The organism is Stenotrophomonas sp. ZAC14D2_NAIMI4_6 (assembly GCF_003086875.1).
Taxonomy (GTDB): domain Bacteria; phylum Pseudomonadota; class Gammaproteobacteria; order Xanthomonadales; family Xanthomonadaceae; genus Stenotrophomonas.
Genome location: NZ_CP025996.1, coordinates 2,620,851 through 2,633,941, shown reverse-complemented (window position 1 = coordinate 2,633,941; position 13,091 = coordinate 2,620,851). Strand labels below are relative to the sequence as shown.

The following is a 13,091-nucleotide window of genomic DNA, read 5'->3' as shown; positions in this document are numbered from 1 at the left end:
TGTCTATACAATATAAGCGTCCCTTTTGGGTTGTCCAGCCATGTCTGATTCGCGTTCCCCTGCCGCTTTCCACGCTGCCCATGCCTTGCTGGCCGACGGCTGGGCCCGTGATGTGCGCCTGCAGGTGCAGCACGGTCGCATCACCGCGATCAGCACGGGGCAGGCTGCCGAAGCAGGCGATACCCGCGTCGACATCGCGGTACCGGGCCTGCCGAACCTGCACAGCCACGCCTTCCAGCGCGGCATGGCGGGCCTGACCGAGATCGGCGGCGGCGACGGCGACAGCTTCTGGAGCTGGCGCGAGCTGATGTACCGCTTCCTGGCCCACCTGCGTCCCGATGCCGTGCAGGCCATTGCCGCCCAGGCGTACATGGAAATGCTGGAAAGCGGCTTCACCCGGGTGGGCGAATTCCACTACCTGCACCACGATGCCGATGGCCAGCCGTACGCGAACCGTGCCGAGATGAGCGCGCGCATTGCCGCCGCTGCGGCACAGACCGGCATCGGCCTGACCCTGCTGCCGGTGTTCTATGCGCACGCCGATTTCGGCGGCGCGCCGCCCAATCCCGCGCAGCGCCGCTTGATCCACGACGTGGAAGGTTTCGCGCAGCTGCTGGATGCGGCCAAGCCGGCACTGGCCGCCCTGCCCGATGCGGTGCTGGGCATCGCGCCGCACAGCCTGCGGGCAGTGACCGGTGAAGAACTGAGCGCGCTGCTGCCGTTGACCGACGGCCCCGTGCACATCCATATCGCCGAGCAGGTGCGCGAAGTCGACGCCTGCCTGGCCTGGAGCGGCCAGCGCCCGGTGCAGTGGCTGTACAACCATGCGCCGGTGGACGCGCGCTGGTGCCTGGTGCATGCCACCCACATCACCGACGACGAGCGCGCCGCGATCGTGGCCAGCCAGGCGGTGGCCGGGCTGTGCCCGATCACCGAGGCCAACCTGGGTGATGGCCTGTTCCCGATGCAGGCGTTCGCGCGCGAAGGCGGGCGCTTCGGCGTCGGCTCCGATTCGAACGTGCTGATCGATGCGGCCGAAGAGCTGCGCCTGCTGGAATATGGCCAGCGTCTGAGCCTGCGCGGCCGCAACGTGCTGGCCCCGGACGCCCGCCGCAGCAGTGGCCGCTTCCTGTTCGAAGGCGCCCTGCACGGCGGTGCGCAGGCGCTGGGCGTGGCCGCCGGCCTGCAGGTTGGCGCCAGTGCCGATCTGCTGGAACTGGACGCCGCGCACCCGGCGCTGCAGGCGCGACAGAATGACGCATGGCTTGACAGCTGGGTCTTCGCTGCACGTAATGGCGCGCTGCGTTCGGTCTGGCGCCATGGCCGCCAGGTCGTGGCCGACGGCCGCCACCTGCAGCGCGAGGCCATCACCACCGCCTTTGCTGCAGCGTTGCGTGGCGTGCTGGGCTGACCGCCTCCCTGCTTTTCGAGATCCTCATCGAGATCCCCACCCCCGTGAAGGCCCGCAAGTCCGCCACGCTCAACCAGCGTATCCGCAGCGATCTGGAAAGCCGCATCCTCAGTGGAGAGTGGGCGCCGGGTTTCCGCATTCCGTACGAACACGAGCTGATGGAGCAGTACGGCTGCTCGCGGATGACGGTGAACAAGGTGCTGACCGCGCTGGCCGAGAGCGGCATGATCGAGCGCCGGCGCCGCGCCGGTTCGTTCGTGGCCCGGCAGCCGCCGCACCTGGAACAGGTGGCGCTGGAAATTCCCGATATCGCGATGGAAGTCGGCTCGCGCGGCCATCAATACAGCTACCGCCTGCTGCAGCGTGAACTGCGCGGGGCCAGCGCGGGTAATGCCGGCGAAGAAGAGCTGGCCGGTGCGGGCTCGCTGTTGGCGATGCGCTGCCTGCATCTGGCCGATGACCGGCCGCTGGCGCTGGAACATCGCCTGATCAGCCCGGTGGGCGTGCCCGAAGTGCTGGGGGTGGATTTCAGCACCACCGCGCCCGGCAGCTGGCTGCTGCAGAACGTGTCCTGGACCCGCGCCCAGCACCGCATCAGTGCCTGGGGCGCCGACGCCGCCGCGGCCAAGCTGCTGCAGGTGGCGCCGGGCACGGCCTGTCTGGTGATCGAGCGCCTGACCTGGCGCGGCGATCAGCCGATCACCCGGGTGCGCCAGGTATTCCTGGGCGATGCCTGGGACCTGGTGGCGCGCTTCGCGCCGGGCGGACGCTGAGGCGGCCAATCCACGCATGGCGTGGATCTACTGGGTGAGACCACGCAGGGTTGGTACACGTAATGCCGGGACCCCGCACGGGTGATCGACCCCATGCCGGTAGATCCACGCCATGCGTGGATGGCGTTCCTTCAACCGGCAGATCTGTCGCCTTGAACTCTGTCGAGGCGTGTGGACGGTGTGTATCGTCCCCGACATGAAGAGCGGGGACCTAATCGCACATCGTTACCGTGCCCCATCCCAGGAAGGATCTGGGAACTGGCCTGGTCAAGGCAATCCGGAAGCTTGCTGGACTGAAGTAGAGGCTCCCATGCGATATCCAGTCTTGATCGAAGCCGGTGATGAACACACTGCATGGGGCGTGGTGGTGCCGGATCTCCCGGGCTGCTTCTCTGCAGCGGACACGCTCGATGACGCACTGCGTTCGGCCGAAGAGGCTGCGCTTGCCTGGATTGACGCCGCACTGGATGCCGGGCACTCGATCCCAACACCGTCGGCACCACAGAAACTGGTCGCCGACGCGGCAGGTGGAACGCAATGGATTCTTGCCTATGTCAGCATCGATCCCGCACTGCTGGATGACACCATCGAGCGGGTGAACATCAGCCTGCCGCGACGGATCCTGTCCAGGTTGGATGCGCAGGCCAAGGCGGCCGGGGAAACACGTTCCAGCTACATCGCCCATCTTGCCGCGTTGGCTTGACGGCGGCGGGTGGCGCAACCATCCACGCATGGCGTGGATCTACTGGGTGAGACCACGCAGGGTTGGTAAACGTAATGCCGGGAGCCCGCACGGGATCGACCCCATGGGTGACACCATGCCGGTAGATCCACGCCATGCGTGGATGGCGCACCACTCAATACGTGGCGCACTGCCGCCAGCGCACCGGCTCGTCCACGCCCGGGCGGGCGTTGAGCTGCACGCGCACGGTGCGCAGGGCAGGGTAGCGCAGCACTTCCTGGCAGACGCGCGGCCAGACCTGCTCCAGTTCGCCGGTGCGGTTGATGGCCAGAGTCTGCCGGGTCAGCCAGACGCCGCTGGCAATGCCGCTCTGGCCGGCCAGCGCGCGGGCCAGTTCGGCCTGGTAGCGCTCCAGCGTGGCCGCATCGGGGTTGGGGTTGCTGCGGCTGTCGTCGCCGGCCTTGGCGGCCGGCACCACGGGCGCGCTGGCCGGGGTCGCATCCGCTGCAGGCGCCGGCGCCGGCGCTGCAACGGGGGCGGTCGGTGCCACCACTGTGCTGGCAGTGGCCACGGGCGTGGGCTCGGGGGCGGCAACCGGTGCATCGGCGTGCAGCCCCTGCAGGCTGACCCCGACCAGCAGGCCCACGGTCACCGCGCCCAGTGCGGAAATGGCGATGCGGCGCACGGCCTCGTGGCGGGCGCTGGCACGCACGCGGCTTTCGATATCGCCGGGCAGGTAAGGCTGCAGCAGCGGCCACAGGCGCGGGCCGTCCAGCACTTCCACCGCCTGCTTCTCGGCGGCAGCCAGGCCATCACGCTCCACCCGCCCCTCGGTGATCAACAGGCCACCCTTGGCGCCGCCCAGGCGCGTGGCCGCGCCCAGCTCGTTCACCGCTGCCGTACCAATGCGGTAGGCCAGGCCGTGCTTGCACCAGACCATCCAGGTGTTGGGGCCGTCGGTCAGCACGAAATCGCTGCGCGGCTCGCGCGCATCCTCGTCCGCGTCATGCGCCTCGCGCAGCCCGCGCTGCTCGCTCAGCATGCGCTTGATCAGCGTGGAAAACTCACGCCAATGCATACCGGCCAGGGCCTGCAGGCCCAGTCGCATTTCCGTTTGCCGCCGCTTCACCCACCACAGGTAGACAACAGCCAGGGTGCAGATGAGCAGGGCCGACAGCAGGGCCAGAATCCAAGGGAGCATGCAGGTGCGAACGGAAGGAAAAATTCAGAAGCCGACAGTGTAAAGGCCACACTGGGCGATTGCGTCAGGGTGTTCCTGACAAGAAGCGTGATGCAGCGCGCAGATCAGCGCTGTGCAGACACGAAAAAACCCGCCAATCCTGAAGCCGTGAGGGGAGGGAACAAACGGCAGGCGAAGCGATTGGCGGGTTCTCGCGATTGTCAGACAAATTTTATTGCATTGCAACAATTGGCCGGTCAGGCGGCGCCCGGCCCCTGGTGGCTGCCGGGGGCGGGGGCATCAGTGCCCGATGCGGCACGGTTTTCCAGCTTGGCCAGGCGCGCATGCAGCGCATCCAGGCGAGCCTCCAGTGCAGCCACATCCTGTGCGGTGGGCACATGCATGCGTTTGAGCACGCCCTGCACCTGTTCGTCGAAGGCCTTTTCCACCTTCGTCCAGGTGCCCGACGCCTTTTCGCGGGCCTCATCCAGCGACTGTTCCACATTGTCACGCCAGCCCGGGCCCTGTTCGCCGCTGCGTTCGCGACGTCGGGCTTCCCAGGCTTCGCCTTCCTTCACCAGGCCATCGAAGAAGCGGTTTCCTTCGGCCTGTGCCCGGCCCAGTGCGCCCAGCCCGGCCAGCCAGACCTGTTGTGCCGAATCGCTCAACTTGCGCGAAAAGCGCCCCGCCTGCTCGCCGAAGCTGGCGTCATCGTCGCGGCGGTCGTCGTTGTCGTAAGTGTTCATCGCACTCCCGGGGAGGTTGGGCCTGCCCCGAGAGTAGCGCGGCGTTGCGTTGCTGGGCCGTGATGGCCCGGCGCCAGGGTTCAGCCCAGCTTTTCCTTCAGCACGCGCTGGATCTCGCTTTCCACCATGCCCTTCATGGCCGACAGCAGGAAACCGAGCTTGGCCGTCACCCGCACCGCGCCCGGCTGCAGTTCGATGGCACCGTCCACGCCGCTGCCGCTGAAGTTCAGCACGTCGGCCGCCCAGCTCGACTTCAGGCCGAAGCGCTCGGACAGCTTGGCGGCCACCTGTTCGATGGCCTCGCGTGCCTGCGCGTCGGGCAGGGAATGGGCGTGGCGGACGTCGATGCTGGACATGCAGGCTCCTGGCGCAGGGCCGGGTTGTAGTAAGAGGGCGGCCATTGTGCGCATCGGCGGGCGCGGCGCCAAGCACTCACGCTGGGTTCTTCTGCGTTGGCGGCCAACCTGCTAGTCTGCGCCGCGTGCAGAACCTGCTTGTTCACTTCAGTCAACACCAACAGCCCGACCAGCCGCTGCGGCCCGGGGTGCAGCGCATCGTGCGCCAGGCCAATGGCAGCGTGCGGCTGGGCGATGCCGGCAACGGCGCCCTGTTGTTGGCGCAGTTCTGCCTGGATGATCGCGGTCTGTGGCTGCAGGTCGGCAACGGTATCCGTGGCATCCACGTGAATGGTCGCCCGGTGCGGCGCATGGCCATGCTGCGTGCCGGCGATGCGGTGTACGTGGACGGTGTGGAAATGGTCCTGCAGGGCGAGGTGGAAACCCTGCTGCAGGCACCGGCGCCGACGGCGCAGGCCGATCCGGGCATCGACGAACAGCGCGTGCTGCGCGGCGTGGGTGGCCTGCACCATGGCCGCGGTTTCACCCTGGCACGGCCGCGGGTGATCGGTCGCGGTGACGATGCCGACATCGCCATTGATGAGCCGGCCTTCGCCGATCAGCACGCCCGGGTCGAGCTGCATGGCGAGCGGGTGCTGCTGCGTGACCTGGGCAGTGCCGAAGGCAGCCGGGTGAACGGCGTGGCCGTGCGCCACTGCTGGCTGCAGGCCGGTGACCAGCTGGTGTTCGACGGCCAGCATCGCTTCGTGTTGGAAGTGCCGCACGACCCGCGCCGGCGCCCGGCGCCCAGCGCGGACGACGAGGCGGCAGACAGCGAGCAGGCGCCGGTGGCCCCGGCGGCGCCGCGTCACGTGCGCCGCTGGCCGTGGCTGCTGGTCAGCGCCCTGCTGCTGGCTGGCGTGCTCAGCCTGCTGCTCTGGTTTGGCGCGCGCTGAACCCGCTCCGCCGGGCATGGCCCGGCGCTACCGCCCGCCCGAACCCGCTTCGGTAGGTGCCAACCTTGGTTGGCACGATGCCCCCGGCCGCATGACGCCCTGACCGCTTTGGTAGGTGCCAACCTTGGTTGGCACATTGCCCCCGCCGGCAATTGGATACGAATGCAACCAAATTTCCCTTGCGCGACAAGGCCGCAAGGCTGGTGCGCTGCGGCATACTAGGGGTCTTGCCCCACAGGTGTGACATGACGCGCGCGTTCAACTTCAGTGCCGGCCCTGCAACCTTGCCGGAATCGGTCCTGCGCCAGGCGCAGGCGGAAATGCTGGACTGGCACGGTGCCGGCGCCTCGATCGTGGAAATGAGCCATCGCGGCCCGGAATTCATGTCCGTGGCTGCCGAGGCCGAGGCCGACCTGCGCCGCCTGCTCGATATCCCCGACGACTACGCGGTGCTGTTCCTGCCCGGGGGTGCCACCACCCAGCAGGCGCTCATCCCGCTCAACTTCGCCCAGCCCGGCCAGCGCGCCGACTATGTCGTAAGTGGCCATTGGGGAAAGACGGCGGTCAAACAGGCCGGCCCCTATGTGGATGTGAACATCGCCGCCAGCAGCGAAGCCAACGGCTATCGCGAACTGCCCCCGCGCGAGGGCTGGCAGCTCTCGGCCGATGCCGCCTACGTGCACATCACCGCCAACGAGACCATCCACGGCGTCGAATTCCGTGATGTGCCGGACACCGGCACTGTGCCGCTGGTGGCCGATTTCAGCTCGTCCATCGCCAGCGAACCGCTGGATGTGCGCCGCTACGGCATCATCTATGCCGGTGCGCAGAAGAACCTGGGCCCGGTCGGCATTGCGGTGATGATCATCCGCCGCGACCTGCTGGAGCGCGCAGGCCAGCCACGCGCGGACATCTTCGACTACCGCTCGCACGTCGCGCGCGATTCCATGCTCAACACCCCGCCCACCTGGAACTGGTATCTGGCCGGCCTGGTGTTCAAGTGGATGCTGGCCGAAGGTGGCGTGGTCGAATTCGCCAAGCGCAATGCCGCCAAGGCCGCACTGGTGTACGGCGCCATCGATGCCTCCGGCGGCTTCTATCGCAATGAAGTGGCACCCTCGGCGCGCTCGCGGATGAACATCCCGTTCTTCCTGCCCAGCACCGACCTGGACGCGCGCTTCGTGGCCGAGGCCAAGGCCGCTGGCCTGCTGGCGCTGAAGGGCCACAAGGTGGTGGGCGGCATCCGCGCCTCGCTGTACAACGCCATGCCGCTGGCCGGGGCCGAGGCGCTGGTCGCCTTCATGGCCGATTTCCAGCAGCGTCACGGTTGAGCACTGAACGGCGCGCACCGTCCGGCGCGTGCCCTGCAACAAGGAATTCCAATGGCAAGCAAACCCGCCAAGAAGGCGCCCGCCAAGGCTGAAACGGCCAAGGGCAGCGCGGCCCCCAAGGGCAAGAAGACCGCCACCGCGGCCCCCACGCTGGCACCGCTGGCGCTGGCCGACGTGCGCGCCAAGATCGACCAGATCGACCGTGACATCCAGGGCCTGATCGCCGAGCGCGCGCAGTTCGCGCACCAGGTGGGCAAGGCCAAGGGCAAGCTGGCCGCCGCCGTGGATTACTACCGCCCCGAGCGCGAAGCCCAGGTGCTGCGCATGGTGGTGGACCGCAACGAAGGCCCGCTCAGCGACGAACTGCTGGTGCACGTGTTCCGCGAAATCATGTCGGCCTGCCTGGCCCAGCAGGAGCCGCTGAAGATCGGCTACCTCGGCCCGGAAGGCACCTTCAGCCAGCAGGCCGTGCTCAAGCACTTCGGCCGCTCGGCACTGGGCCTGCCGATGGCCAGCATCGAAGAGGTGTTCCAGGAAGTGGAAGCGGGCAACGCCGATTTCGGCGTGGTGCCGGTGGAAAATTCGGGGCAGGGCACCATCCAGATCACCCTGGACATGTTCCTGACCTCCAACCTGAAGATCTGCGGCGAAGTGGAACTGCGCGTGCATCAGTACCTGATGTCACGCAGCGGGCGTATCGAAGATGTCGAGCGCGTCTACGGCCACCCGCAGTCCTTCATGCAGACCTCGGCATGGATGCGCGCCAACCTGCCCAAGGCCGAGAAGATCCCGGTGGCCAGCAATGCCGAAGGCGCGCGCCGTGCGCGCAATGCCGACGACGCGGCGGCCATTGGCGGCGAGAGCGCCGGCCACGTGTACGGCCTGAAGAAGGTCGTCACCAAGCCGATCCAGAACGATGCCGACAACACCACTCGTTTCCTGGTGGTTGGCCGCAACATCTTCCCGACCTCCGGTCATGACCGTACCTCGGTGCTGGTGTTCATCCATGACAAGCCCGGCGCGCTGTTCGATGTGCTCAGCCCGTTCGCGCGCCATGGCATCAGCATGAACCGCATCGAGTCGCGCCCCTCGCACCATGGCAAGTGGGAATACGGCTTCTTCATCGACCTGGCCGGCCACATCGATGACGCGCCGATGCAGGCCGCATTGGCCGAACTGGAAGCGCACTCGGCGCAGATCAAGGTGCTGGGCTCCTATCCGGTGGCCGTGCCCTGATCCCTGCTGCGGCGGCTGCGGCCGCCACCCCTGATGCATCGCCGGCGCTGCCGGTGTTTACGGAATGATCGAACGATGAGCAACGCGCAACACTGGATCGCCCGCAAGGGCCAGCCGCTGCAGGGCAGCCTGACCATTCCCGGCGACAAGTCGGTGTCGCACCGCTCGGTGATGTTCGCCGCGCTGGCCGATGGCACCTCGCATATCGAAGGCTTCCTGGAAGGTGAAGACACCCGCGCCACGGCGCGCATCTTCAGCCAGCTCGGCGTGCGCATCGAAACGCCCAGCCCGTCGCAGCGCATCGTGCATGGCGTCGGCATCGACGGCCTGCAGGCACCCAGCGCACCGCTGGACTGCGGCAACGCCGGTACCGGCATGCGCCTGCTGGCCGGCCTGCTGGCGGGCCAGGCGTTCGACTGCACGCTGATCGGCGACGAATCACTGTCCGGCCGCCCGATGCGCCGTGTCACCGGCCCACTGTCGCAGATGGGCGCGAAGATCGACACCGAGGAAGACGGCACGCCGCCGCTGCACGTGCATGGCGGGCAGTCGCTGCACGGCATCGACTTTGCCTCGCCGGTGGCCAGCGCGCAGATCAAATCCGCCGTGCTGTTGGCCGGCCTGTACGCGCATGGCGAGACCAGCGTGACCGAACCGCACCCGACCCGTGACTACACCGAGCGCATGCTGTCGGCATTTGGCGTGGACATTGAATTCTCGCCGGGCAAGGCCCGCCTGCGTGGCGGCCAGCGTCTGCGCGCCACCGACATCGTGGTGCCGGCCGATTTCTCCTCGGCCGCGTTCTTCCTGGTCGCCGCCAGCATCATTCCCGGTTCGCACATCCGTTTGAAGCAGGTGGGCTTGAACCCGCGCCGCACCGGGCTGCTGCACGCGCTGCGCCTGATGGGCGCAGACATCACCGAGGAAAACCCGGCCGAGCAGGGCGGGGAAGCGGTGGCCGACCTGGTGGTGCGCCATGCCCCGCTGAAGGGCGCGCGCATTCCCGAGGAACTGGTGCCGGACATGATTGATGAGTTCCCGGCGCTGTTCGTTGCCGCCGCGGCGGCCGAAGGCCAGACCGTGGTGACCGGCGCGGCCGAGCTGCGGGTGAAGGAATCGGACCGTCTGGCGGCCATGGCCACCGGCCTGCGCGCGCTGGGCATGCAGGTGGACGAAACCGAAGACGGCGCCACCCTGCACGGCGGCGTGACCCTGGGCAGCGGCACCATCGAAAGCCACGGTGACCACCGCATTGCCATGGCGTTTGCCATTGCCGGGCAGATCAGCAGCGGCGAGGTGCGCATCAACGACATCGCCAACGTCGCCACTTCGTTCCCGGATTTCGACGGCCTGGCCCGCAGCGCAGGCTTTAATCTGGCCTGACGATAGAGTCGAGCCATGCTCGACTGCTGCGCACCGTCAGTCGAGCATGGCTCGACTCTACAGGGCGGTGTGCAGCAAAAAAAAGGCGGAGGCCGAAGCCTCCGCCACATCACGAACCCCTCGTCCGCGATCAACGCTGTTCGGTACGGAAATCCACCGGCACGCGCACCACACTGGCCACGGCGCGCCCCTCATGCATGGCCGGCTGGAACTTCCAGCCCTGCACGGTATTGATCACGGCGCGGTCCAGGTCGCGGCTGCGTTCGCCGCTGCGCGACACGATGCTGGCCTGGGTCACATTGCCGCGCGTATCCACGTTCAGACTGGCCACCACGCTGCCCTGCACGCCACTGCGCAGCGCAGCAGCGGGGTAGGTCGGCTTGGCGTTGCTGGCCAGCTGGCGCGCCTCACGGTTACTCACGGCCGGGGCGCTGCGTCGGGTGCTGTTGGCCGGTGCCGCGTTGCGCGCCGCCGGCGCGGTGGTGGCAACCGGGGTCTCGGTGGCCGGAAGCATGCGCTCGCCCACCGGGGCCGGCGCCACGTCTTCCTGGTTGGCAAAGCGCAGCCAGACGAAAGCGGCCGCGAACATTGCCACGATCAGCGCCATCCACAGCCACGGCGACGTCGGCCGGTGCGGCACGTCCTGCTGCAGCTGGGGCGAATGAAGGTTTTCGTGGGTAGTAACCGTCATTGCTTGCTCCTCGCGTCTGTAACGACGCCCCGAGTCTGGACCGGGCAGCAGTGGCAATGTGTCAGCGTTGCGTCAACGCAACCGGCAGGGTTCAGGTTGCCTGCCGGGCACCGTTCAGTTACTGCGGCTTGAAGTCGAACGGCACTTCAATGCTGCCCGGTACGGCTTGGCCGTTGCTCTGCGCCGGGGTGAAACGCCAGCGGCGCACGGCGTCGGTGGCGGCGCGGTCCAGGTCACGCGAACCGCTGCGCTGGATCACCGTTACGTTGTTCGGGTAGCCGGTGGCATCCACGTCCACGCGTACCACCACGCTGCCGGCCTCGCCACGGCGCAGGGCGGCGGGCGGGTAGCTGGGCGCGGGCGACTGCTCGGCAATCGGCATCGGCTGCGACGTTGCCGCAGCCGGCGCGGCCGTACCCGGGGCCGGGGCGGCCGGGTCCACCGTGGCCGGCGGTGGCGGGGCGGTTTCCACCAGCTTCGGCGCCTCGTCCTCGGGCAGCGGCGCCGGCTTGGCATCGGGCATGTCGCTGGAGCCCGCCGCGGCCGGCAACGGCTCGGGCAGCGGCTCGATCTGCGCCGTTTCCTGCGGGGTGGCCGTGGCCGGGTCGGCGCGGAAGAATTCCTTGTCGCGGCCGGTCAGCCAGACCACCACGAACAGCGCAATGCCCACGCCGAAAGCGATGCCGGCGATCTTCAGGGCGTTGCGCGGAATGTGCACAGTGAACGACTTGGCAGAGGACGAGCGAGGTGCAGACATGGACCAGACCAGCGTGAAGTACCCCGATTCTGCCACGCCCGGAATGAACCGGGCGGCAGAAATCCGTATAACAGGCGATAATCCCGTCCCTGTTACCCACCACGACTCCTGCCATGCTTGATCCAGCCCTGCTCCGCCACCAGCCCGCCGACCTCGCCGAACGCCTGCGCACCAGCCGCGGCTTCGAGCTCGACGTGTCTGCCCTGGAGTCCCTGGAGGCCGATCGCAAGCGTATCCAGGTGCGTACCCAGGAGCTGCAGAGCCTGCGCAACAGCCGTTCCAAGGCCATCGGCCAGGCCAAGGCCAAGGGCGAGGACGTCTCGGCCATCATGGCTGAAGTGGCCGCGTTCGCCGACGAACTGAAAGCCTCGGAAGTGGCCCTGGACGAGCTGCGCGAGAAGATCGACACCATCGCCGCCGGCATCCCGAACCTGCCGGCCGATGACGTGCCGGCCGGTGCCGACGAAAACGACAACGTCGAGCAGGCGCGCTGGGGCACCCCGCGCAGTTTCGATTTCCCGGTGCTGGACCATGTTGAACTGGGCGCACGCAACGCCGGCCTGGACGCGGAAACCGCGGCCAAGCTGTCCGGCTCGCGCTTCACCGTACTGCGCGGCCAGGTGGCCCGCCTGCACCGTGCCCTGGCCCAGTTCATGCTGGACCTGCACGCCGGTGAGCACGGCTACGAAGAAACCAACGTGCCGCTGCTGGTCAACGCCGATTCGCTGCGTGGCACCGGCCAGCTGCCGAAGTTCGAGGACGACCTGTTCAAGACCGCCGTGGGCGATTCCACGCGCTATCTGATCCCGACCTCGGAAGTGCCGCTGACCAACCTGGTGCGCGACGAGATCGTCGACGCCGAGCGCCTGCCGCTGCGCGTGACCGCCCATTCCATGTGCTTCCGCGCCGAAGCCGGCAGCGGTGGCCGCGACGTGCGCGGCATGATCCGCCAGCACCAGTTCGAGAAGGTGGAACTGGTCTCGATCTGCCGCCCGGAAGACAGCGACGCCGAGCACCAGCGCATGACCCGTTGCGCCGAAGTGGTGCTGGAAAAGCTGGGCCTGCCGTACCGCAAGGTGCTGCTGTGCACCGGCGACATGGGCTTCTCGGCCATCAAGACCTACGATCTGGAAGTCTGGCTGCCGTCGCAGAACACCTACCGCGAAATCAGCTCTTGCTCCAACACCGGTGATTTCCAGGCCCGCCGCATGCAGGCCCGCTGGCGCAACCCGGCCACCGGCAAGCCGGAGCTGGTGCACACCCTGAACGGCTCGGGCGTGGCCGTGGGTCGCGCCATGATCGCGGTGATGGAGAACTACCAGAACGCCGACGGCACCATCACCGTGCCTGACGTGCTGCGCCCGTACATGGGTGGTATCGAAACCATCGGCTGAACCCGGTAGCGCCGGGCCATGCCCGGCGTTTTTGGGGGTGGGGCATCCACGCATGGCGTGGACCTACGGGGGTGCGGCGCGCGTATGTAGTAGCAACTGTCTTGTCAGGGGCTGCCGAGGGCCACCTCGGCGTCCCGCTTGCGGGCATTGAGGATCACCAGCATTTTGCGCATGACCGCAACGAGGGCCACCTTGCTCGCCTTACCCTTGGCTTTC

The 13,091-nt window shown here is 67.8% G+C and carries 14 protein-coding genes and 1 pseudogene; 9 read left to right on the top strand and 6 right to left on the bottom strand.

Going from position 1 to position 13,091, the window contains the following annotated elements; all coding sequences use genetic code 11:
* Positions 1 to 40: 40 nt before the first annotated feature.
* From C1933_RS12245 to C1933_RS12230, 4 genes are all read left to right on the top strand, one after another.
* Positions 41 to 1,411, top strand: a complete 1,371-nt coding sequence (locus C1933_RS12245; RefSeq protein ID WP_108753494.1) for a formimidoylglutamate deiminase — start codon at positions 41 to 43, stop codon at positions 1,409 to 1,411.
* Between the two features lie 44 nt (positions 1,412 to 1,455).
* Positions 1,456 to 2,184, top strand: a complete 729-nt coding sequence (hutC, locus tag C1933_RS12240; protein WP_108753493.1) for a histidine utilization repressor — start codon at positions 1,456 to 1,458, stop codon at positions 2,182 to 2,184.
* A gap of 230 nt (positions 2,185 to 2,414) precedes the next feature.
* Complete coding sequence (locus tag C1933_RS12235) at positions 2,415 to 2,486, top strand: hypothetical protein (RefSeq protein ID WP_234414730.1); 72 nt, start codon at positions 2,415 to 2,417, stop codon at positions 2,484 to 2,486.
* A 23-nt stretch (positions 2,487 to 2,509) separates the two neighbouring features.
* Positions 2,510 to 2,887, top strand: a complete 378-nt coding sequence (locus tag C1933_RS12230) for a type II toxin-antitoxin system HicB family antitoxin (protein ID WP_234414521.1) — start codon at positions 2,510 to 2,512, stop codon at positions 2,885 to 2,887.
* 154 nt (positions 2,888 to 3,041) lie between these two features.
* Here the strand turns inward: C1933_RS12230 and C1933_RS12225 are convergent, their stop codons facing one another.
* From C1933_RS12225 to C1933_RS12215, 3 genes are all read right to left on the bottom strand, one after another.
* Positions 3,042 to 4,067: a restriction endonuclease gene (locus tag C1933_RS12225; protein ID WP_108753491.1), complete on the bottom strand. Its 1,026-nt coding sequence runs from the start codon at positions 4,065 to 4,067 to the stop codon at positions 3,042 to 3,044.
* Between the two features lie 236 nt (positions 4,068 to 4,303).
* On the bottom strand, positions 4,304 to 4,792 hold the full coding sequence (locus C1933_RS12220) for a phasin family protein (RefSeq protein WP_108749972.1): 489 nt from the start codon (positions 4,790 to 4,792) through the stop codon (positions 4,304 to 4,306).
* An 80-nt stretch (positions 4,793 to 4,872) separates the two neighbouring features.
* Positions 4,873 to 5,148: a polyhydroxyalkanoic acid system family protein gene (locus tag C1933_RS12215; protein ID WP_108749971.1), complete on the bottom strand. Its 276-nt coding sequence runs from the start codon at positions 5,146 to 5,148 to the stop codon at positions 4,873 to 4,875.
* A 125-nt stretch (positions 5,149 to 5,273) separates the two neighbouring features.
* Between C1933_RS12215 and C1933_RS12210 the strand changes: the two genes are divergently transcribed.
* From C1933_RS12210 to aroA, 4 genes are all read left to right on the top strand, one after another.
* Positions 5,274 to 6,083, top strand: coding sequence for an FHA domain-containing protein (locus tag C1933_RS12210; RefSeq protein ID WP_108753490.1), 810 nt, complete (start codon positions 5,274 to 5,276; stop codon positions 6,081 to 6,083).
* 245 nt (positions 6,084 to 6,328) lie between these two features.
* Entirely contained in the window at positions 6,329 to 7,414 is a 1,086-nt protein-coding gene (serC, locus tag C1933_RS12205; RefSeq protein ID WP_108753489.1) for a 3-phosphoserine/phosphohydroxythreonine transaminase, read from the top strand.
* 51 nt (positions 7,415 to 7,465) lie between these two features.
* Complete coding sequence (gene pheA, locus C1933_RS12200; protein WP_108753488.1) at positions 7,466 to 8,650, top strand: prephenate dehydratase; 1,185 nt, start codon at positions 7,466 to 7,468, stop codon at positions 8,648 to 8,650.
* 75 nt (positions 8,651 to 8,725) lie between these two features.
* Positions 8,726 to 10,033: a 3-phosphoshikimate 1-carboxyvinyltransferase gene (gene aroA, locus C1933_RS12195; protein ID WP_108753487.1), complete on the top strand. Its 1,308-nt coding sequence runs from the start codon at positions 8,726 to 8,728 to the stop codon at positions 10,031 to 10,033.
* A gap of 130 nt (positions 10,034 to 10,163) precedes the next feature.
* Here aroA and C1933_RS12190 read toward each other — a convergent pair whose 3' ends face one another.
* Positions 10,164 to 10,724, bottom strand: a complete 561-nt coding sequence (locus tag C1933_RS12190; RefSeq protein ID WP_108753486.1) for an energy transducer TonB — start codon at positions 10,722 to 10,724, stop codon at positions 10,164 to 10,166.
* Between the two features lie 118 nt (positions 10,725 to 10,842).
* Positions 10,843 to 11,481, bottom strand: a complete 639-nt coding sequence (locus C1933_RS12185; protein ID WP_108753485.1) for an energy transducer TonB — start codon at positions 11,479 to 11,481, stop codon at positions 10,843 to 10,845.
* Between the two features lie 113 nt (positions 11,482 to 11,594).
* Here C1933_RS12185 and serS point away from each other — a divergent pair, with 113 nt between their 5' ends.
* Positions 11,595 to 12,875 carry a serine--tRNA ligase gene (gene serS, locus C1933_RS12180; protein ID WP_108753484.1) on the top strand — a complete coding sequence of 427 codons (1,281 nt, stop codon included), beginning with the start codon at positions 11,595 to 11,597 and terminating at the stop codon, positions 12,873 to 12,875.
* A 104-nt stretch (positions 12,876 to 12,979) separates the two neighbouring features.
* On the opposite strand, the pseudogene C1933_RS12175 reads toward serS, so the two are convergent.
* Positions 12,980 to 13,091: pseudogene (locus C1933_RS12175) on the bottom strand (IS110 family transposase); the annotation flags it as partial.

What these genes read in the sequence shown, in the direction of transcription:
- serS (WP_108753484.1), top strand. Translation starts at nt 11,595, where the DNA reads ATGCTTGATCCAGCCCTGCTCCGCCACCAGCCCGCCGACCTCGCCGAA.
- C1933_RS12225 (WP_108753491.1), bottom strand. Translation starts at nt 4,067, where the DNA reads ATGCTCCCTTGGATTCTGGCCCTGCTGTCGGCCCTGCTCATCTGCACC.
- C1933_RS12220 (WP_108749972.1), bottom strand. Translation starts at nt 4,792, where the DNA reads ATGAACACTTACGACAACGACGACCGCCGCGACGATGACGCCAGCTTC.
- C1933_RS12215 (WP_108749971.1), bottom strand. Translation starts at nt 5,148, where the DNA reads ATGTCCAGCATCGACGTCCGCCACGCCCATTCCCTGCCCGACGCGCAG.
- serC (WP_108753489.1), top strand. Translation starts at nt 6,329, where the DNA reads ATGACGCGCGCGTTCAACTTCAGTGCCGGCCCTGCAACCTTGCCGGAA.
- pheA (WP_108753488.1), top strand. Translation starts at nt 7,466, where the DNA reads ATGGCAAGCAAACCCGCCAAGAAGGCGCCCGCCAAGGCTGAAACGGCC.
- C1933_RS12190 (WP_108753486.1), bottom strand. Translation starts at nt 10,724, where the DNA reads ATGACGGTTACTACCCACGAAAACCTTCATTCGCCCCAGCTGCAGCAG.
- C1933_RS12185 (WP_108753485.1), bottom strand. Translation starts at nt 11,481, where the DNA reads ATGTCTGCACCTCGCTCGTCCTCTGCCAAGTCGTTCACTGTGCACATT.
- aroA (WP_108753487.1), top strand. Translation starts at nt 8,726, where the DNA reads ATGAGCAACGCGCAACACTGGATCGCCCGCAAGGGCCAGCCGCTGCAG.
- C1933_RS12245 (WP_108753494.1), top strand. Translation starts at nt 41, where the DNA reads ATGTCTGATTCGCGTTCCCCTGCCGCTTTCCACGCTGCCCATGCCTTG.